We start from the raw sequence: 18,898 nt of genomic DNA, 5'->3' as shown, positions 1-18,898 counted from the left end.
ACTCCGCCGGTGCTTCCTCGATCAGGTCCGCGTTCACCGCGGGAACCTCCTGGCGCCGACCATGCGCCAGGGCTGCCGAGTTCGGCAAGAATTGTTGCCGTTTCCGCAAAAGGCGGAGCGCGCGGAGGGGCAGGGGCGCTCCCCCGGCCCGCCCCTCGGCGGCCTACGCTCGGCGGCCGACGATCCCGCAGCCGGCGTTCCCGCGGCCGACGGCTCAGCGGCCTACGACTCAGTGGCCGACGTCCCCGCGCCGCTCCCCCGCGTCAGATGCGCGAACGCGTCCAGGTTGCGGGTGGACTCGCCGCGGGACACCCGCCAGGCGTACTCCTTGCGGATGGCGGTGGCGAAGCCCATTTCCAGCAGGGTGTTGAAGCTGCCGTCGGCGTTCTCCAGGACCGTGCCGAGGATGCGGTCGAGCTCGTCGGGGGTGACGGCGGCCAGCGGGAGCTTGCCGACGAGATAGATGTCGCCGAGCTTGTCGATCGCGTAACTGACGCCGTAGAGGCGGGTGTTGCGTTCGAGGAGCCAGCGGTGCACGGCTTCGTGGTTCTCGTCGGGGTGGCGGACGACGAAGGCGTTGATGGACAGGGAGTGCCTGCCCACGATGAGCGAGCAGGTCGTGGAGAGCTTGCGGGTGCCGGGGAGCTTGATGACGTAGGTGCCGTCGGAGGGCGATTCCCATTCGAGCTCGGCGTCGGCCAGGGTCCGCTCGATCACGGCCTGCGCCGTCGGAACCGTCACGACCTGCGCCGCCGGAACCGTGTCGGCCTGCGTCGCCGCCGTCCCGTCCGTGGTGTTGCCGTTGCCCACTGCACCGCTCGTCTCTCGCTCGCCGGCCATGGAGGGGTCGCTCGTCACCCGTGGAGGGGGTCGCGCTCGTCACCCATGGAGGGATCGTAGGTGACGGCGGTGTTCCTGCATGGCGGCGGTGTAGACGTCGCCCGTGGCCGCGGCGGCGGTGTCCCAGCCGAAGGACTGGGCGTGCCGGGCGGCGTCGGTGCCCATCCGGGCGGGCAGGGCCGGGTCCGCGGCGAAGCGGCCGAGCGCGCGGGCGTAGTCGGCCGGGTCGTGGCCGCTGACGAGGAAGCCGCTGACGCCGTCGCGCACGGCCACCGGCAGACCGCCGACCGCGGCCGCGATGACCGGGGTCCCACAGGCCTGGGCCTCGATGGCGACCAGCCCGAAGGATTCGCTGTACGAGGGCATGACCAGCACCGATGCGGCGCGGTACCAGTCGGCGAGCTGTTCCTGGCCGACCGGCGGGCGGAACTGCACCAGGTCGGCGATGCCGAGCCGGGCGGCCAGCTTCTGCAGCCCCTCGGGCTTGGCCAGGCCGCTGCCGCTGGGGCCGCCCACCACGGGCACGACCATCCGGGAACGCAGCGAGGGGTCCTCGGCCAGCAGGGCGGCGGCGGCCCGCAGCAGGATGTCGGGCGCCTTCAGCGGCTGTATTCGGCCGGCGAACAGCGGGATGACCGCGTCCTGCGGCAGGCCGAGGCGGGCGCGGGCGGCGGCTCGGCTCTCGGCGACCTCGCCGCCGGTGGGCCGGAAGCGGTCGAGGTTGACCCCGGGGTGCACCACGGCGACCTTGCCGGGCTCGGCCTCGTAATGCCGGACGAGTTCGTCCGACTCCTCGGCGGTGTTGGCTATCAGGCGGTCGGCGGCCCGGACGATCTGTGTCTCGCCGATCACCCGGGCGGCCGGCTCGGGGGCGTCGCCGGCGGCCAGCGCGGCGTTCTTGACCTTGGCCATGGTGTGCATGGCATGCACCAGCGGGACGCCCCAGCGCTCCGCGGCCAGCCATCCGACATGGCCGGAGAGCCAGTAGTGGGAGTGCACCAGGTCGTAGTAACCGGGGCGGTGGCCGGCCCAGGCCTGCATCACGCCATGGGTGAAGGCGCACAGCTGGGCGGGCAGCTCCTCCTTGGCCAGGCCCTCGTACGGGCCGGCGTCCACATGCCGTACGAGGACGCCCGGGGCGAGCTCGACGACGGGCGGGAGGGTGCCGGTGGTGGCGCGGGTGAAGATCTCCACCTCGATGTTGATCGAGGCGAGCTTCCTGGCCAGCTCGACGATGTAGACGTTCATACCGCCGGCGTCGCCCGTGCCGGGCTGGTGCAGCGGGGAGGTGTGGACGCTCAGCATCGCCACCCGGCGCGGGCGGCGCGCGCTGCCGGGCAGGCGCAGGCGGGCCTGACCCGGGAACTGGCCCTGCGGCCGACTGCGGAGCCGGGACACGTGTGGGCTCACGTCGAGCTACCTCCTGGTCGGGGCGGGCGGCACTCCTCCGACCCCCTCCAACAATGCACCGCGGCCATCCATTTCCGTCCGGCCCGCTCTGGCCGCACTTTGCCAAAGCGTGACCAAGCGAGGGCCACAGGTGCCGGGGCGGACGGCTTTCCCCCGGCCACCCCATACCCTCAAGGACATGGCCCGCCGCCCCAGCGCCTCCCGCGTCTCTCGCATCTCCCCCGCCTTCCCCCGCTCCCCCCTCTCTCCCGCCTCTCCCGCTTCTCCCACCCCACCCGTTTCCCTGGTCTCGGCCGACGCCGCTCTGATACCCCGGCAGTCCCGGCCCGTCGGAAACGCCACCCGCGGGACCACCAACCCCAACCGGTTGCGCCGCATGGACCGCTGGATAGCCGCCGAGCACGGCGCCGCGCTGCGCCGCGCCGCCGACCCCGTGGCGGTCGATCTCGGCTACGGCGCCGCGCCCTGGACCGCGGTGGAGCTGCTGGGCCGGCTGCGGACGGTGTGCCCGGACGCCCGGGTCGTCGGCATAGAGATAGATCCCGCCCGGGTCGAGGCCGCCCGGCCGTACGAGCGGGCGGGGCTGGACTTCCTCCACGGCGGCTTCGAGGTGCCGCTGCCGGGACAGCGCAAGCGGGTGCCGGTCCTCATCCGGGCCGCGAATGTGCTGCGGCAGTACGACGAGGACGAAGTGGCCGCCGTGTGGCAACGGCTCTGCGCACGGCTGGCGCCCGGCGGGCTGCTGGTCGAGGGCACCTGCGACGAGATAGGGCGACGGCACGTCTGGGTGGCGCTGGGTCCCGAGGGCCCGCGCACGGTCACCTTCGCCGCCCGCCTCAGCTCCCTCCGTACCCCCTCTGACCTGGCAGAACGCCTCCCCAAGGCGCTGATCCACCGCAATGTGCCGGGCGAGCCGGTGCACGCCTTCCTGCGGGACTTCGACCGCGCCTGGGCCACCGCCGCCCCGCTCGGTGCGCTCGGCGCCCGCCAGCGGTGGCGCGCCGCCGTAGCGGCCCTGGCCACGGACTGGCCGCTGACCGGTGACCCGCGGCGCCGGCGGCAGGGGGAGGTCACGGTGCGGTGGGAGGCGCTTGCCCCCAGGGGGAGCGGGGTGGGGAGCGCGGTGGCAAGACCGCTGGGAAACACGGCGGAGAGCCCGGTGGGAAACGCGGCGAAGAGCCCGGTGGGAAACGCCGTCCGTTGAGGCTGCGGATCTGATCCGTACGGCCCCGGCCGCTCGTGGTCCGCCCGAGGGAGCGCCACCGTCGCTACGCAGTCAGCAGCACCGCCGTCGCAAAGCGATCAGCAGCACCGCCATCGCAACGCGATCAGCAGCACCGCCATCGCAACGCGATCAGCAGCACCGCCGTCGCTACGCGGTCAGCACCGGCTCCCCGAGTGCCGCCAGCTCCCGCAGCCGTCCCTCCGTCGTTGACCCCCGCGCGGCCGTATACGTCACCAGCGCCTGGTCCGGATCCGTGCTCAGCCGGAAGCTCTCGAAGGTGAGGACCAGCTCGCCGACGTGTGGATGCAGGAGGGTCTTGGTGCCGCGCAGGCACTCGTGCACCGACTGCGTCTCCCAGAGCCGCCGGAAGTCCCGGCTGTGCGCGAGGAGTTCATTGACCACGTCGCAGATCCGCGGGTCCTCGGGGTGCCGCCCGCTGTCGGCGCGCAGATTGCCGACCACCTCCATGGCCTTCGCCTCCCAGTCCGCGTGCAGGGCGCGCGCCGCCGGGTCCAGGAAGACCAGCAGCGCGGCATTGCGCCGGTCCGGGGCGAGCGCCGGGAGGTCGAAGGCGATCCGCCCGCCGAGCGCGTTCCAGGCCAGGAAGTCCAGGCCGCGGCCGAGGACCACGGCCGGGACGGTGTCCCCCATCGCGTCCAGGAGCCGCTGGACCTCGGGGCGCACGGTCTGCCGGGGGACGGCGCACGGGCCGCCGTCCGGGCCCGGACCTGCGACGCAGTCCGCCGGGCGGCGCCGGGGTGCCGCGATGTTGCGCAGATACGTCACCTCGCCGTCGGACAGCCGCAGCGCCCGCGCGATCGCGTCCAGGACGGAGTCGGAGATCGCGGGCGCACGGCCCTGCTCGATCCGGGTGTAGTAGTCGACGCTGATGCCGGCGAGCTGGGCGACCTCCTCGCGTCGCAGACCGCGCACCCGGCGGCGATTGACCCCGTCGGGCAGGCCGAGGGCCGCCGGGTCGAGCGCCGCCCGGCGTGCCTTGAGGAACGAGCCGATCTCGATTTCCGCGTGCAGCATCGGTCCAGTATGCGATGCACGGCCGGTCGGGTGGTTCCGCCGGACCCAGGCTGCGACGGGCCTGGTCCGCTCCCCCTACGGACAGCAAGGTGGTGCACACCTCCCTCGGGGGGCGCCCCTGAGAACTCGTATCGCATAGCTCGTAATCCGTATCTCGCATCTCGTATCTCGTAACTCCTCTCTCGTACCTCCTCTCTCGTACCTCCTCTCTCGCATCTCGCATCTGACACAAGGAGCAGCCCATGCAGCGCAGAATCCTCGGCGGTACCGGCATCTCGGTCAGCGAGTACGCGCTCGGCACGATGATGCTCGGCGCCTGGGGCAATACCGATCACGACGACTGCGTACGGATCGTGCACCGTGCGCTGGACGCCGGGATCAACTTCGTGGACACCGCGGACGTGTATGCCGCGGGCGAGTCCGAGGAGATCGTCGGCAAGGCGCTCAAGGGGCGCCGCGAGGACGTCGTCCTGGCCACGAAGTTCTTCAACTCGATGGGGCCGGACGCCAACCACGGCGGCAACTCCCGGCGCTGGATCATGCGCGCGGTGGAGGACAGCCTGCGCCGGCTGGGCACCGACTACCTCGACCTCTACCAGGTGCACCGGCCTGACCCGGCGACCGATATCGACGAGACGCTCTCCGCGCTCTCGGACCTCGTACGGTCCGGCAAGGTGCGGGCGATCGGCACCTCGACCTTCCCGGCCGAGCACATCGTCGAGGCGCAGTGGACCGCCGAGCGCCGCGGCCACGTCCGCTTCCGCACCGAGCAGCCGCCGTACTCGATGCTGGCGCGCGGCGTGGAGAGCGCGGTGCTGCCGACCGCGCAGCGCTACGGGATGGGCGTGCTGACCTGGGGCCCGCTCAGCGCCGGCTGGCTCTCCGGCCGCGATCTGTCCGTCAGTTCGCGCGCCGGCCTGGAGAGCCGGAAGTTCGACCTGTCGGTCCCGGAGAACGCCAGGAAGGCGGAGGCGGTCGCCGCACTGTCGAAGGTCGCGGCCGAGGCGGGCCTCACGCTGCCGCATCTGGCGACCGCCTTCGTACGGTCCCACCCCGCGGTGACCTCCGTGATCATCGGCCCGCGCACCCTGGACCAGCTCGACAGCATGCTGGAGGGCTCCGAGGTCACACTCGGCGCGGACGTCCTGGACCGGATCGACGCGATCGTGCCGCCCGGCACGGACCTCAACCCGGCCGACAACTACTACCTGCCGCCGGCCCTCGCGGACGCGTCCTTGCGGCGGCGCTGACCAGGGGGCGGGGGCCTGGGCCGGAGCCGGGGCCTGGGCCTGGGCCTGGGCCTGGGCCTGGGCCGGAGCCTGGCCCTGGCCCTGGACCTGGACCTGATCCTGGGCCGCCCGGGGCGCGGCGGCCTCCGCCATATCTCCCGCGGCCCGGCAATGCGCCGCGGAGATCGACGGCGACAGCCCTGGGTTCGGATTGTCCGGGAAAAGAATGGCTTCGGCTTCGCGATTGTTCCTTTTCATTCCCGGAACGCCGTCCCGCTGCCGCCCCGGCCGACAGCGCCGCCGGAACCGGACACAAAGAAGCCCCTCACACGCGGTGAGGGGCTTCCGGTTTATCCAAAATATTCACTTGGCCTTTTGGTACGCCTCACGAATCTCAGCGGGCACCCGCCCGCGGTCGCTCACGTTGTAGCCGCTCGACTTGGCCCAGGCCCGGATCGCGGCAGTGTCCTCACTGCTGGCCGCCGCCTTACGCGGCTTACGGCCCTTCCCGGTCTTGCGGCCGGCCTTCAAGAACGGCCCAACGGCTTCCAGCAGCTGGTCGTAGCTGTCCGGACTCAAATCGATCTCGTAAGTCACACCGTCAAGAGAAAGAGTGTGCGTGGCGGCCTCGGTGGACTCTTCGCCCGTGAGGTCGTCCGTGAAGATGGTGATTACTTTCTGTGCCATGCAGGCAGTGTAAACCCCTGAAATAGACCCACCGGCCCTTTCCCCCGCCTGCTGATGCAACGAACTGGTCGCCGGTATAAGGACCGGCTTTCCGCGGCCGGCCCGGAGGCCGCCGCCGAGCCCTGGGTTGGTCAGGGAGCAGGAGGCAGGCAGCGGGGTGTCCCCAGGAGGGGTGGTGCACCGATGACTGTCCTCCCTCAGCCATCGCTCAGCCATCGGCCAGCCTTCACTCAGGCGAGACGGTGTTGCCAGATGAGCAGCGGGGCGTCCTCGATCCAGTACGTGTGGGACCTGTCCGTGATGTGGAGCCGTACGGCGGAAATGTCGGGGCGGCCCGCGTCTTGCCAGGAGGTCAGAGACTGTTCGATGTCGTCCCACAGCGCCACGGGGCCGCCCTGGCGGACCGTCCAGGCATCGCCGGCCGCGGTGAACTCGGCAAAGGACTCGCGTTCCGGATCAAAGACGTACAGGAGCCGGCCGCCTTCGAGCGTCGCAGCGCGGACGAACTGTGCGCCCGGCGCGGCCAGCTGGGCGAGGAAGGCGGGCATCCACTCTTCCAGCAGGGTGGGCGGGAACTCTGCCCGTCGCTCGCTGTCGGCGTAGGCCGTGCGGGCGGACAGATCCCCGGCGACCGGCAGTGCGGCCTGGGATCGTGCCTGCATGAAGGAGGAACGGCCGACGATCCGGCCCTCGGCCGTGCCGTCCTTGCCGATGGTGACCTTGGCCAGCCCGGTGCCGTAACCCCAGGAGCCACCGACGGTGGCCAGGACGATGCCGCCCGGCTCGGTCTGTTTGATCCAGGTGTAGGGGATCCGGCGGACGGCACAGGTCGCGATGACCCGGTCGTACGGGGCGCGGCGGGGGTGGCCGAGGAGCCCGTCCCCGGTCACGGTCCACGTCTCGAATCCGGCCGTCTCCAACGCGGCGTCCGCGCGGGCCGCCACCTCGGGGTCGACTTCCACCGTCGTCACGTTGTCCTCGCCGAGCCGGTGGCACATCAGGGCCGAGGAATAGCCGGTGCCCGTGCCGATCTCCAGCACGTGGTGTCCGTCTTCGACCTCCAGGCGCTCGATCATGTCCACCACGGTGACCGCAGTGGTGGACGACGAGGTGGGGGAGCCCGTCACCAGGGCGCTGACCTGATCGGCGGTCAGGTGTCCGTCGAGCTGCGTGGTCAGGGACCGGTCGCTGTAGGCGATCTTTGCCCACTCGGCCGGCTCGGACCCGAGTGCGGTAACCGGTCGCCACCGGCCGCCTTCCTCGGGCAGGAACACTCCGGGATGGAGGAACAGCTCACGGGGTACGGCTTCCACCGCCGCTCGCCATGCAGGAGTGGTGAGGACTCCGGCCTTCTCCAGTCGATCGGCGAGGGCGCGGCGCTCGGGCGCGATATCAGTCATGGGTTTTCCCTTGCGTCAGCAGATCGGCGAATGCGGCGGACATGTCGAGTCCGGTCGGTCCCTCCAGCCACCCCCATTGACCGTTCGGATTCAGTTCCAGCCACCAGTAGTCCCCCTCCTGGTCCACGGCGAGGTCGAAGCTCCCGAAGCTCGATGGCGGAGAGGCCTGTCGTCCGGATCAAGGGCACCGGGGCGGGGGACGTGGACCACGCCGGACTTCACGTCCAGCGCGCCCCCGTACAACGTCCATGGCCCTTCGGGGCTGTTCTCGTATGCCGTCCCGGCGAAGGGGGCAACGGCAGTCTTGTCCAGGTCCGGGGAACTCACTGCTCCCCCTTCCTCTCAACCGGCACTCCGTCATGCCGGGGATGCCGCCGCAGCAACACGCGGCAGTCAACGGCCTTCGTCCTGTCGCCGCTCCGTTCGGCATCCGCCAGCTCGGCGCGCAACGTCCGGCACTCGTCACAGTTCACAGCGACCGCCCCAGCGGCCCGTACTGCTGCCACCGCGCGTAGTCCTGATGCATGCGTGCGCGAAGGCGCGTCAAGGCTTCGCTGTCGTTGTCGTTGTCGGCGGCCCGCTCGTGCTCCGGATCGTCGGCAGCCACACCTGCCGGTTCGTCCGCGCCGTTGCTGTGCTGAGCAGTGGGGGGATCAGGGGGAGTGTGCTTCCGAACCAACGTCCGCTCCTCTCTGTAGTGATTCCACTACCGGGGCGATTCAGCGTGACCTAGAGTCAAAAGCCGTTCAACCTGTCAGAACGGGAGGAAGCGTTGGTGAAAGCCTCTTGAATCGCAAGGAGTTGACGCCGGAGAGCAGCCCTCGGGAAGCCTTCGGGGCACGTTTACGCAGCTCACGAGAAGCGCGTGGCTGGACTCAAGATGAGCTTGCCGAGCGGCTGGGATACTCCAGTACGCACGTGTCCGCTGTCGAAACTGGTCGGAAGCCCCCGACTTTGCGCTTTTCGCGCAGCGCGGACCGCGCGTTCGGCACCGAAGGCACTGTGGACACTTTCGAACGTCAGTGGCGCGAGATCCGGCAGGGCAGCCTGCTGGAGGGCTTCCCGGAGTACCTCGGCCACGAGGGCCGAGCGGCGGAAATCCGGCTGTACGAAGTGGGCATCATTCCTGGCTTGCTCCAGACCCCGGAATACGCCTCCGTGCTCGCCGGCAGCGCCGTCAAACGCGGAGCAATCACGCCCGAGCAAGCGCACGAGCGGGTGTCGCTCGTGGCGGAACGGCAAGCGGCGCTGGTCCGTACGCCCCCGCCGCTGGTGTTCGTGGTGCTGGACGAGAGCTGCATCCGCCGGCCCATCGGCGGATCCGCCGTCATGGACGCCCAGTTGGCGCGGCTGGTCGAGTTCGCCGAGCTGCCGAACACGGTGCTCCATGTCGCCCCGTTCGGCATGGGCGAGCACCGGCCGTTCGATCTGCCCATCACCGTGCTGACGCTGCCGGATCGCTCGCTCATGTCGTACGCCGAGTCCGCCCAACGGGGCCATCTGGAGCGGGAAAGCACCTCGGTGCTGCCCATACTGACGGCCTACCATCAGCTACAGGCCGACGCCCGCTCGCAGGCGGCGACCGTAGCCATGATCAATGAGTTGCGAAAGGGCACCCCGTGACCGAATCCCTCCGATGGATCAAATCCTCGTACAGCAACAACGGCGGACAGTGCATCGAGTGGGCACCGGAGCACGCGGCGGCCACCGGCGAGTTCCTGGTCCGTGACAGCAAGAACCCTCAGGGGCCTGCGCTCCTCTTCCCGGCCCCGCAGTGGGCTCACTTCGTGGCGTACGCCAAGGAGCAGTCCGTCTGATCCCGTACACCCGAAACCGAGGGCCCTCCCCCGTGTCCCCGCGTATCGGGGGAAGGGCCCTCGTCACGCCTCAGGAGCGAGGCCGTCCAGGAGGCTGGGGCTCCGGGCCAGGCATCACGCCAGATGCAGCGCCGCGAGCAAGGCGTCCACCAGGGGGCGGTCGCGTTCCTGGGTCAGGCGGAGGCGGGCGTCGGTGGGCGAGAGCCAGACCATGCGGTCGACCTCGCTGTTCGGGGTGAAGGCTCCGGCGACCGCTTCTGCCGCCCAGTAGCGGACCTGCTTGGGACGGCCGCCTGCCAGGTAGAACGAGGTGGGCAGGGGGGCTCCGGGGCGGCAGTCCATGCCGGTCTCCTCCGCCACCTCGCGCACCGCGCCGGCCAGCGCGTCCTCGCCACGCTTCAGCTTGCCTTTGGGGTGGGACCAGTCGTCGTATTTGGGGCGGTGGACGAGCGCGATCTCCAGTCCGTCCTCGGACGCCGCGCGGCGCCACAGGACGCATCCCGCCGCTCGAATTGGCTTCAGGGGCACCGTCACATCATCGCTCCTCTCCCGTCTGCCACACCTTCCGACAACTTCGTGTCCTCTGCGCTTTCCTCCGCTTCCTCTGCGCTTTCCTCCGTGTCCTCAGTCCGCTCCTCCGGTCTCAGCTCGTCCGCTCCGGCGTGCGCGGCAGCCACACGCGGCCGAAGGCGAAGCGGGCCGCCTCCACCTCGTGGCGCTGGTCGGCGTGCAGCACCCCGAGGGCGTAGGCAGTGGCCGGGGCGATCCGGGGAGTACGGGCTGCTGCGGCGGCCGCGGCGGCCGCCTCCGCGGCGTCGCGGTGCCACTCCAGCGCCCCGCCGGCCTCCGCCAGCCGGAAGTCGGCGTACTCCGGCGCAAGCACCTCCCGGGCGTAGCGGCTCAGTCGCACCAGCAGCCGGACCTGGTGCCAGGGTGCGTCCTGGCGCTGGTCGGCGGCGAGCGCGGCGGCGTTGTACGGGTATCCGGTGCGGGACAGCGGCAGTGCGGCGACCGCCTCCGCGAGCCGGCGGTGGGCCTGCTCGGCGAGCGGTGGCAGCGCCTCGGCGGCGGTCAGCTCGGTGGTCTTACGGGCGAGCGGCGCCTCGGAGGCCAGTACCGCCACCGAGTCGGCGACGGCGTGGAAGCGGGAGGAGCCCAGGGCCTGCAGCGCGGCGGTGTGGGCGCGGGTGCGGGCGAGGGTGAGCTGGCGGTCCAGCAGGGCTCCGGCCCGCGCCGCTCCGGCCGCCAGGGCGCCGTCTGGATCCGGGTCGGTGGCGGAAGTTGTGGCGGAGGCTGCGGCGGAAGTTGTGGCGGGAGTTGCGGACGACGTGGCGGTCAAGGCGGCGGGGCCCGTAGCGGGACCGGTGGCGGGCCCCTTGGCGGTTCCCCTGGCGGCGCCCGTAGCGGTGCCCGCCGTCGTGCGGTCTCCCCGTCTGCCGCGGTCCGGCCGGCCCTGGCGATCGGCGCGCTCATTCCGGTCGGCGCGGTCGTTCCGCTCGGAGCGGCCCGTAAGCCGCTGCAGGGCCGTCATCAGCCGCTCGCGGCGCGCGGCGCAGGCCTGTTCGCGGGCCAGTGCGCCGGACAGCCAGCCCAGTTCGGCGGTGAGCTGGTCGGCCCAGACCTCCTCGGTCAGCGGGCGGAAGGTGTGCAGGGTGGCGCTGATCCGGCGGGCGGCGCGGCGCAGCTGACGGGCGGCCTCGCCGGCGCCCTCCGCGTCCGAACCGCTCTCCCGGTGCAGGCGCAGGCTGCGCAGGAATTCCGCCGACTGCTGGTGCAGATAGCCGGCCAGAACCTCCTCGGCCGTGCGGGCGGCGAGGACGGGGCTGAGGTCAATTCCGGGACCAGTGCCCGTGCCCGGGCCGTCAGCTGCGGAGTTGTGGGCGGAGTTATGGTCCGAGTCACGGGCGGAGTCGCCGGCGAAGTCGTGGGTCATCAGCGGCCGGTACACGGCGCCGTCCCGGCCGCGGGTGGCGTCGTCCGGCCGTGGTGTGCCGTCGGCTCCTGGGTACCGGCCGTCCACTCCTGGGTACGGGCCGTCCACCACTGCCGAACGGGCTCCGGGCGCTCCGCCGGGCTCGTATCCGGTGCCGATAAGACCCGTGGGCCCTCCGGTCGGCTGGTCATGTCGCTGGGCCACGCCGGCGCCTCCGGGCGTCGATGAGCATTTCCTGAATGTTGCGCAGCGGCGCGCCGTCCGCGTCCGCCGCATGCCGGGTCCAGTCGCCGTCCTGGTCCAGGTGCCAGGAGGACGTGGTGTCCGACATCCCCGTCTCCAGCATCCGGTTGAGGGAGGCGCGGTGCGCCGGGTCGGTGACCCGTACCAGCGCCTCGATCCGGCGGTCGAGGTTGCGGTGCATCATGTCGGCGCTGCCCAGCCACACTTCGGGCTCGCCGCCGTTGCCGAAGATGAAGACCCGGGAGTGCTCCAGGAAGCGGCCGAGGATGCTGCGGACGCGGATGTTCTCGCTCAGGCCGGTGACTCCCGGGCGCAGCGCGCAGATGCCGCGTACCCAGATGTCGACCGGGACGCCGGCCTGGGAGGCGCGGTAGAGCGCGTCGATGACGGCCTCGTCGACCATCGAGTTGACCTTGATGCGGACGTAGGCGGGACCGCCCGCCCGCTGGCTCGCGATCTCCTTGTTGATGCGCTGCACCAGGCCGTCCCGCAGGGACTTGGGGGCGACCAGGAGACGGCGGTAGGTCTCGCGGCGGGAGTAGCCGGAGAGCCGGTTGAAGAGGTCGGAGAGGTCGGCGCCGACCTGCGGGTCGGCGGTCAGCAGGCCCAGGTCCTCGTAGAGCCGGGCCGTCTTGGGGTGGTAGTTGCCGGTCCCCACATGGGAGTAGCGGCGCAGCATCTCGCCTTCCTGGCGGACCACGAGCGAGAGCTTGGAGTGCGTCTTGAGCCCGACCAGCCCGTAGACGACATGGCAGCCGGACTCCTCCAGCTTGCGCGCCCACTTTATGTTGGCCTGCTCGTCGAAGCGCGCCTTGATCTCGACGAGGACGAGGACCTGCTTGCCGGACTCCGCGGCGTCGATCAGGGCGTCCACGATCGGTGAGTCGCCGGAGGTGCGGTAGAGCGTCTGCTTGATGGCGAGGACGTCCGGGTCGGCGGCGGCCTGCTCCAGGAACGCCTGCACGGAGGTGGAGAAGGAGTCGTACGGGTGGTGGAGCAGGACGTCGCGGGCGCGCAGGGCGGCGAAGATGTCCGGGGCGGAGGCGGACTCCACCTCGGCGAGGTCACGGTGCGTGCCGGCGACGAACTTGGGGTACTTGAGCTCGGGCCGGTCCAGCGCGCCGATGCCGAAGAGGCCGGTCAGGTCCAGCGGGCCGGGCAGCGGATAGACCTCGGCATCGGAGATCTTCAGCTCCTGGACGAGCAGATCGAGCACGGCCGGGTCGATGGACTCCTCGACCTCCAGGCGGACCGGCGGCCCGAAGCGGCGCCGCATCAGCTCCTTCTCCAGGGCCTGGAGAAGGTTCTCGGCGTCGTCCTCCTCGACCTCCAGGTCTTCGTTGCGGGTCACCCGGAACATGTGGTGCGCCCGCACCTCCATGCCGGGGAACAGCTCCTCCAGGTGGGCGGCGATGACGTCCTCGATGGGGACGTAGCGCTGCGGGGAGGCCTCCAGGAAGCGGGAGAGCAGCGGTGGCACCTTGACCCGGGCGAAGTGGTCGTGGCCGCTGACCGGGTTGCGTACGACGACGGCCAGGTTCAACGAGAGGCCGGAGATGTACGGGAAGGGGTGCGCCGGGTCCACCGCCAGGGGGGTGAGCACCGGGAAGATCTGCTGGCGGAAGAGGGTGAACAGGCGGGCCTGTTCCTTCTCGGTCAGCTCGGGCCAGCGGATCAGATGAATGCCCTGGTCGGCGAGCTCGGGGTTGATGTCCTGCTGGAAGCAGGCGGCGTGCCGGGCCATGAGTTCGCGCGAGCGGGTCCAGATCAGGTCCAGCACCTCGCGGGGCTGGAGTCCGGACGCGGAGCGGGTGGCGACGCCGGTGGCTATCCGTCGTTTGAGTCCGGCCACCCTGACCATGAAGAACTCGTCCAGATTGCTGGCGAAAATCGCCAGGAAGTTAGCCCGTTCGAGGAGAGGGGTGGCCGGGTCCTCGGCCAGTTCGAGCACCCGCTCATTGAAGGCCAGCCAGCTGCGCTCACGGTCCAGGAAGCGTCCGCTGGGCAGCTCCTCGCCGTCCGCACCGACCACGCCCTCGTCCTCGTACGCATCGGGATCGGCGTCCAGGTCGGGCTCCAGGCCGGGCACCGTGCCCCGGACCGCCTGCGGGCGGTGCGCGGCGATAGAACCCACGGAAGGCTGGGCCGAGGGCGCCGCGGCCCGCGGGGGCTGCGGGGTGGGCACCTCGGGCTGGGCCTGTGCCTGAGCGCTGGGCTGCTGGTTCATGAACCTATTCTTCCGCGTCCGGGGGGTTCCAGGCGCGTCAGACGGAGGCGGCGGCGCGAGATGGAGCCTCGGGTGGGGGCCGTTCGGCACAGCGGGCTGCATTCACCGATGCTCGCAAGCGATATTGAATCGCCGGTAACGCGGATATGGCGGCCAGGCAAGCGGGGTGCTACTGCCCGGCGATATCCGGGGCGGCTGGGGGGCGTTGGGGAGAGCCCCTGCGGCCGCGGTACCCCGAGCCGCGGCCGGGCGGGCTCCTGTGGCGGTACGGCCCGGAGCCCGGGCCCGGGGGCCCTCGCCGGGGTGCGTGCTTCTGTGCCTCCCCCGGGGCCGCCTTTGTCACACGCATGGTGTCTTTCGGGTTGCGGGGTGGGGCGGGGCGGGTGCGGCCGGGGCCGCCGGGACAAGAGCCGCTGCGCCCCGTCCCGCCCCCGCCCTGCGGCCCCCCGGTCTCAGCCGTGCCGGCGCCGCATCACCCGGAAGGCGATCACGGTCAGCACCGCCGCCACCGCCAGCACGATCCCGGCCTCGATCCACGCCAGCGGCCAGTGGTGCGACGCCGGGTGGTGCTCCATGTACTGGCCGGCCACATCGTGCTGCCGCAGACAGGCGTCGTAGCCGGGGGAGGGATCGCACGGGGCGTCGGACAGCCGGGCGCCGGAGCGGGTGTAGTTGCCCTGCCCGACGAGCCAGTCGTCGTCCGGCAGCTGGGCGGGGCGGTTCTGCGGGAACTTCGTCGTCACGGCCGGCAGCAGATAGGGCCTGAGCTGGGCCAGTGCCACCTGCAGCGCCACGACGGCGGCGAGCGTGACGCCCATCGACAGCACCGTACGGCGCAGCAGCAGACCGGCCAGTGTGCCGACCGCCAGGGCCAGCAGGGAGTAGGCGACCGGCACCGGGCCGAGCGAGTGGAAACCGAGGGTCGAGTACCAGTAGAAGCCGGAGACCTCGTTCCCGGCGACCTGCCAGAGCCAGCCGTAGGCCAGCGAGAGCCCCGTGGCGGCGGTCAGGACGACCAGCGCGGGCAAGCAGATCTTCGCCGCCAGCCAGCGCAGCGGGCCGACCGACTGGGTCAGGACGAGCTTGTGGGTACCGGCCTCCAGCTCGCGCGCGATCAGCGGGGCGCCGAGGAACAGCCCGACCAGGACGGGCAGCAGCACCAGGCCCACTTCGACGAGCCGTAGGGGCGAGCCGTAGGTGTCGCGGAAGGTGGTGACCGCCTCCTGGGTGTGCTCGCAGCGCGGATCGAGGGAGATCTGCGAGCAGCCGGCGATGTGGTGGGCGTCGATGAATCCGGCCATCTGGCCGCGCAGCACCGCGCACCAGACCGCGCCTGCGACTGCCGCGGCCAGCAGCACGCCGAGGACCAGCCGGTGCTGGCGCCACACCAGCCAGACGAGACCGCGCAGCGGTGCAAGCCCCGCCTCCCGGGTCCCGCCCGGATCGCCCGCTGTGCCGCGCCCCTTCGTACCGGGGTGTGCCGTAGTGGTCATGCTGCCGCTCCCTTGCCGCTGTGGTGGTCGTACCGTGTGCCCCGTGTGGCCGCCGCGCCGGCCGGCGGGCTTTCCCATCCGCTTGGAGGGCTGTTCCGTCCGCCCGATGGGCTGTTCTGTCCGTCCGGTGGGCTGTTCCGTCCGTCCGGCGGGTTTTCCCATCCGCCCGGCAGGCTGGCCCATCCGCTCGGCGGGCTGCTCCGTCCGCCCGGCAGGCTGCCCCATCCCCTCGACGGGCTTTCCCGTCCGCCCGTACGGCCTGCCGGGCCGGGCGGTCCGTTGCGCGGCAGACCGGGGATCCCCGGCCTGTTGCCGGGCCGGCGGCGCCACCCTGCCGAGACCGGCTCCGGGCTCGCCTCAATCAGCGCGGGCGCGTCGGGCTCATGGGGCGCGTGGGGCGCATCGGACGCGCGCAGATAGGCAAGCAGAAGTTCCTCCAGGGACGGGTCCGCGGTCTCCCAGGGCCCGGCGGCGACCGGGCCCTTCCGCCGTACGACGGCGGTGAAGTGACGCCCTGACACCTGCGTCTCGACGATCGTGTGCGCCGCGATCGCGGGTGGCAGCGCCCCGTCCCGGTGCGCCCCCATCACCAGGGCGTGCGCCCCGATGACGTCATCGACCGCGCCCGCGAGCCGCACCCGGCCACCGCCCAGTACCAGCAGGTGGTCACAGACCCCGTCGAGCTCGGCGAGCAGGTCCGACGACAGCACGACGGTGGTGCCGTGCTCGGCGGCCTGGGCCAGCAGCAGCGCGGTGAACCGGTACCGGGCGATCGGGTCGAGCCCCGCCAACGGCTCGTCGAGAAGCAGGAGTTCAGGGCTCCTGGCGAAGGCCAGAGCAAGCCCGAGGCGGGTGCGCTGCCCGCCGGAGAGGGTGCCGACCCGGGCGTCGAGGGGCATCCCGCCCTCCCGGACGATCCGTTCGGCGCACGACCCGTTCCAGCGGCCGGGGTTGAGCGCGCGGCCCATCCGCAGTGTCTCGGCGACCGTCAGCCGCGGATAGAGGGGCCTGCCCTGGGTGACATGGGCGATCCGGCCGCGGACGGGGGCGCCGTCCGGGACCCCGCCACCGATCCGGTCGTCGATTCGGTCACCGATCCGGTCACCGACCCCGCCGCCGATCCGTACGCTCCCTTCGCTGGGGCGGGTCAGGCCGGAGACGAGCGAGAGCAGGGTGCTCTTTCCGGCGCCGCTGGGCCCGACCAGTGCACAGATACGGCCGGCCGGCAGCCGGAAGGTGCAGTCCCGCAGGGCCCAGCGGCGGCGGTGGCGCCTGCCGAGGCCGACCGCCTCGATGGCGGTGCGCCCCGAGGCCCGGCCGGCCACCTCGTCCGTACCCGTCGGCCGCATCACTCGTCCCCCTGCGCCATTCCACTAATTAAGTAGTGAAAGGGTGGGGGAAATGGGCTGCACCTGTCAACCTCCGCTGCCTACGCTGGCGGCGTGCCCCCGCTTTCCGCGCCCGTGACGCCGCCGCTGCCGTACACCCCCGACTACCCGATACGCACCGAACGCCTGGATCTGCGCCCGGTCATCCACGACGATTTCGCCGCGATCCACGCCTACCAGCGCCGCCCCGAGGTCTGCCGCTACCTCTACTGGGGCCCCTTCGACGAGGCCGGGTCGCGGGCCTCCGTCACCGCCAAGACCACCCGCACCGCGCTGCGCGAGTCCGGCGACGTCCTCCAGCTCGCCGTCGTCGTCCGCGAGAGCGGCACCCTGGTCGGCGACGTCACCTTCTTCTGGAAGAGCCGCACGCACCGCCAGGGCGGCATCGGCTACGTCTTCCACCCGGACCACACCGGCCACGGCTACGCCACCGAGGCGAGCCGGGCGCTGCTGAAGCTGGGCTTCGAGGAACTGCACCTGCACCGCATCCAGGCCGAGTTGGACGGGCGCAACACCGCCTCGGCCCGGGTCCTCGAACGGCTGGGGATGCGCCGGGAAGGCCATCTGCGGGAGAACGAGTTGCTGGACGGGGAATGGTCCGACGAGGTCGTCTACGCGATGCTGGCGCGGGAGTGGCGGGCGCAGCGGCAACAGGAGTGACGGTCCGCAGCAGCACGAGTGGACGGGCGCAGCAGGAAGAGCACGCGCGGCAGCAATGACAAGCGGGGCGGACCCTGATGGGCCCGCCCCGCTGCATGCTCGTCCGTGGTGCGCTCGTCCGTCATGCGCTCGCACGCCGCGCGCTCATCCGCCGCCCGGCCCGCCCTCTCCGAGCGATCTCACGACTCCGCCCGGCTACACGCCTCCGAGCGGTCTCGCCTCTCCGCCCGCCCTCACGTCTCCGATCGGTACATCAGATCCGTCTCGTGCGTGGCGAACCCCATCCGCTCATACACGCTCACCGCCGCCGCGTTGTCCGCGTCCACATACAGCATCGCCGTCGGCAGGCCCTGGCCGGCCAGATGCCGCAGCCCCACCGAGGTCAGCGCCTTGCCCAGGCCGCCGCCCTGGGCACCCGGCCGCACCCCGAGCACATAGACCTCGCCCAGGCCCTCGTCGACGTGCACCTTGGTCCAGTGGAAGCCGACCAGCCGGCCGTCCTTCTCCGCCAGGAAGAAGCCCTTCGGGTCGAACCACGCCTCGCCCTTACGGTCGTCCAGATCGCGCTGGATCAGCGAACCCTGCTCCGGGTGGTGCGCAAAGGCCTCCGCGTTCACCTCCAGCCAGGCCTCGTCATCGGTGCCCGGCTGGAAGGTCCGCAGGGACACCCCCTCGGGGAGCACCGGCTCCGGCAGCTCCAGGTCCGTCAGCGAGCGCCGCATCTGGCGCAGCTCCCGGAACATCGTCAGCCCGAGGGTCTGGGCGAGATGCCGGGCGGCCGGATGCCCGCCGTGGGCCCAGACCCGCAGCCGGCGCCCGGACTGCTCCAGCAGCTCGCTGCCCAGCGCCCGGCCGTGCCCGCGGCCGCGGTAGCCCGGGTGCACCACCAGCTCGGCGGCCGGTGCCTCCACCGGGTCGGTGTCCTCCAGCTGCCCGTACGCGACCAGCTCCTCGGCCTCGTCGTCACGCAGGTAGAGCAGCACATGGCGTACGCCGGGGCGTGCGCCCCCGCGCAGCTGCAGCCGCCCCTGCTCGGACACGGCGGGCTGCCCGTCCGTACGAGCCGCCCGCTCGATCAGCTCGGCGACGGCCGTGGCCTCTTCCGGCGCGAGCTCGTCGACCACCTGGATCCGGCGGCCGGCCCGGCCCATCTCCTGTGCAGCGTCAGTCATGTGTGAAGCGTACGACCCAGTCGGGTTCCCGGCGGGGCACCACCCGCGTTCCCGGAGGGGCATCCCCCAGGTTCCCCCGCCCTTCCCGGCAACCGGCTCATCACCTGCCCGGCAACCAGCCGCTCCCTCGCCCCGCAAC

16 protein-coding genes and 2 pseudogenes are annotated in these 18,898 nt (G+C 71.7%); 5 read left to right on the top strand and 13 right to left on the bottom strand.

The genetic code is table 11. The annotated features are described in order from the left end of the window. Positions 1-222: 222 nt before the first annotated feature. Positions 223-741, bottom strand: coding sequence for a type III secretion system chaperone family protein (locus ABR737_RS26805; protein WP_350256932.1), 519 nt, complete (start codon positions 739-741; stop codon positions 223-225). Positions 742-879: 138 nt separating this feature from the next. After that, positions 880-2,250: a D-inositol-3-phosphate glycosyltransferase gene (mshA, locus tag ABR737_RS26800; protein ID WP_350252897.1), complete on the bottom strand. Its 1,371-nt coding sequence runs from the start codon at positions 2,248-2,250 to the stop codon at positions 880-882. 178 nt (positions 2,251-2,428) lie between these two features. On the opposite strand from mshA, the gene ABR737_RS26795 reads away from it, so the two are divergent. Continuing rightward, the gene (locus ABR737_RS26795) at positions 2,429-3,454 is read left to right on the top strand and encodes a class I SAM-dependent methyltransferase (RefSeq protein ID WP_350252895.1); all 1,026 of its coding nucleotides are present in this window, start codon (positions 2,429-2,431) and stop codon (positions 3,452-3,454) included. Between the two features lie 168 nt (positions 3,455-3,622). Here the strand turns inward: ABR737_RS26795 and ABR737_RS26790 are convergent, their stop codons facing one another. Next, positions 3,623-4,510: a helix-turn-helix domain-containing protein gene (locus ABR737_RS26790; RefSeq protein ID WP_350252894.1), complete on the bottom strand. Its 888-nt coding sequence runs from the start codon at positions 4,508-4,510 to the stop codon at positions 3,623-3,625. Between the two features lie 242 nt (positions 4,511-4,752). On the opposite strand from ABR737_RS26790, the gene ABR737_RS26785 reads away from it, so the two are divergent. Beyond that, entirely contained in the window at positions 4,753-5,760 is a 1,008-nt protein-coding gene (locus ABR737_RS26785) for an aldo/keto reductase (protein WP_350252892.1), read from the top strand. Between the two features lie 342 nt (positions 5,761-6,102). On the opposite strand, the gene ABR737_RS26780 is transcribed toward ABR737_RS26785, so the two are convergent. The 4 genes and pseudogenes from ABR737_RS26780 to ABR737_RS26765 form a co-directional block, all read right to left on the bottom strand. Continuing rightward, complete coding sequence (locus ABR737_RS26780) at positions 6,103-6,426, bottom strand: histone-like nucleoid-structuring protein Lsr2 (protein ID WP_350252890.1); 324 nt, start codon at positions 6,424-6,426, stop codon at positions 6,103-6,105. Positions 6,427-6,656: 230 nt separating this feature from the next. Then, positions 6,657-7,826 (bottom strand): ATP-grasp peptide maturase system methyltransferase, encoded by a 1,170-nt coding sequence (gene tgmC / locus ABR737_RS26775; RefSeq protein ID WP_350252889.1) that lies wholly within the window; start codon positions 7,824-7,826, stop codon positions 6,657-6,659. Next, positions 7,819-7,971, bottom strand: a pseudogene (locus ABR737_RS26770) (ATP-grasp ribosomal peptide maturase); the annotation flags it as partial. The pseudogene ABR737_RS26770 and the gene tgmC, both read right to left, overlap by 8 nt. A 324-nt stretch (positions 7,972-8,295) precedes the next feature. After that, on the bottom strand, positions 8,296-8,505 hold the full coding sequence (locus ABR737_RS26765; protein WP_350252887.1) for a hypothetical protein: 210 nt from the start codon (positions 8,503-8,505) through the stop codon (positions 8,296-8,298). Between the two features lie 107 nt (positions 8,506-8,612). Between ABR737_RS26765 and ABR737_RS26760 the strand changes: the two genes are divergently transcribed. Together ABR737_RS26760 and ABR737_RS26755 are read left to right on the top strand one after the other, a co-directional pair. Beyond that, positions 8,613-9,449, top strand: coding sequence for a helix-turn-helix domain-containing protein (locus ABR737_RS26760; RefSeq protein WP_350252886.1), 837 nt, complete (start codon positions 8,613-8,615; stop codon positions 9,447-9,449). After that, positions 9,446-9,643 (top strand): DUF397 domain-containing protein, encoded by a 198-nt coding sequence (locus ABR737_RS26755; RefSeq protein ID WP_350252884.1) that lies wholly within the window; start codon positions 9,446-9,448, stop codon positions 9,641-9,643. The genes ABR737_RS26760 and ABR737_RS26755 overlap by 4 nt, the downstream gene beginning before the upstream one ends. Before the next feature lie 114 nt (positions 9,644-9,757). Here ABR737_RS26755 and ABR737_RS26750 read toward each other — a convergent pair whose 3' ends face one another. From ABR737_RS26750 to ABR737_RS26730, 5 genes and pseudogenes are all read right to left on the bottom strand, one after another. After that, positions 9,758-10,177 (bottom strand): NUDIX hydrolase, encoded by a 420-nt coding sequence (locus ABR737_RS26750; RefSeq protein WP_350252883.1) that lies wholly within the window; start codon positions 10,175-10,177, stop codon positions 9,758-9,760. Positions 10,178-10,286: 109 nt separating this feature from the next. After that, complete coding sequence (locus ABR737_RS26745) at positions 10,287-11,852, bottom strand: CHAD domain-containing protein (RefSeq protein WP_350252882.1); 1,566 nt, start codon at positions 11,850-11,852, stop codon at positions 10,287-10,289. Beyond that, positions 11,764-14,046 carry an RNA degradosome polyphosphate kinase gene (locus ABR737_RS26740; RefSeq protein ID WP_350252880.1) on the bottom strand — a complete coding sequence of 761 codons (2,283 nt, stop codon included), beginning with the start codon at positions 14,044-14,046 and terminating at the stop codon, positions 11,764-11,766. The genes ABR737_RS26745 and ABR737_RS26740 overlap by 89 nt, the downstream gene beginning before the upstream one ends. Before the next feature lie 452 nt (positions 14,047-14,498). Beyond that, positions 14,499-15,539, bottom strand: coding sequence for an ABC transporter permease (locus tag ABR737_RS26735; protein WP_350252879.1), 1,041 nt, complete (start codon positions 15,537-15,539; stop codon positions 14,499-14,501). 395 nt (positions 15,540-15,934) lie between these two features. After that, a pseudogene (locus tag ABR737_RS26730) lies at positions 15,935-16,888 on the bottom strand (ATP-binding cassette domain-containing protein); the annotation flags it as partial. A 93-nt stretch (positions 16,889-16,981) separates the two neighbouring features. Here ABR737_RS26730 and ABR737_RS26725 point away from each other — a divergent pair. After that, a complete protein-coding gene (locus tag ABR737_RS26725; RefSeq protein ID WP_350252875.1) occupies positions 16,982-17,587 on the top strand; it encodes a GNAT family N-acetyltransferase in 606 nt (201 codons plus the stop codon). Positions 17,588-17,820: 233 nt separating this feature from the next. Here ABR737_RS26725 and mshD read toward each other — a convergent pair whose 3' ends face one another. Further along, positions 17,821-18,759, bottom strand: coding sequence for a mycothiol synthase (gene mshD, locus ABR737_RS26720; protein WP_350252874.1), 939 nt, complete (start codon positions 18,757-18,759; stop codon positions 17,821-17,823). Between the last annotated feature and the right edge of the window lie 139 nt (positions 18,760-18,898).

Origin of the sequence: Streptomyces sp. Edi2 (assembly GCF_040253635.1) — a bacterium.
GTDB lineage: Bacteria > Actinomycetota > Actinomycetes > Streptomycetales > Streptomycetaceae > Streptomyces.
This window is presented reverse-complemented; position numbering and strand designations above follow the sequence as displayed.

Bases quoted from the DNA above. Each gene is read 5' to 3' on its own strand.
- ABR737_RS26740 (WP_350252880.1), bottom strand. From the start codon at position 14,046: ATGAACCAGCAGCCCAGCGCTCAGGCACAGGCCCAGCCCGAGGTGCCC.
- ABR737_RS26795 (WP_350252895.1), top strand. From the start codon at position 2,429: ATGGCCCGCCGCCCCAGCGCCTCCCGCGTCTCTCGCATCTCCCCCGCC.
- ABR737_RS26780 (WP_350252890.1), bottom strand. From the start codon at position 6,426: ATGGCACAGAAAGTAATCACCATCTTCACGGACGACCTCACGGGCGAA.
- ABR737_RS26745 (WP_350252882.1), bottom strand. From the start codon at position 11,852: ATGCGGCGGACGCGGACGGCGCGCCGCTGCGCAACATTCAGGAAATGC.
- ABR737_RS26785 (WP_350252892.1), top strand. From the start codon at position 4,753: ATGCAGCGCAGAATCCTCGGCGGTACCGGCATCTCGGTCAGCGAGTAC.
- ABR737_RS26790 (WP_350252894.1), bottom strand. From the start codon at position 4,510: ATGCTGCACGCGGAAATCGAGATCGGCTCGTTCCTCAAGGCACGCCGG.
- ABR737_RS26735 (WP_350252879.1), bottom strand. From the start codon at position 15,539: ATGACCACTACGGCACACCCCGGTACGAAGGGGCGCGGCACAGCGGGC.
- tgmC (WP_350252889.1), bottom strand. From the start codon at position 7,826: ATGACTGATATCGCGCCCGAGCGCCGCGCCCTCGCCGATCGACTGGAG.
- mshD (WP_350252874.1), bottom strand. From the start codon at position 18,759: ATGACTGACGCTGCACAGGAGATGGGCCGGGCCGGCCGCCGGATCCAG.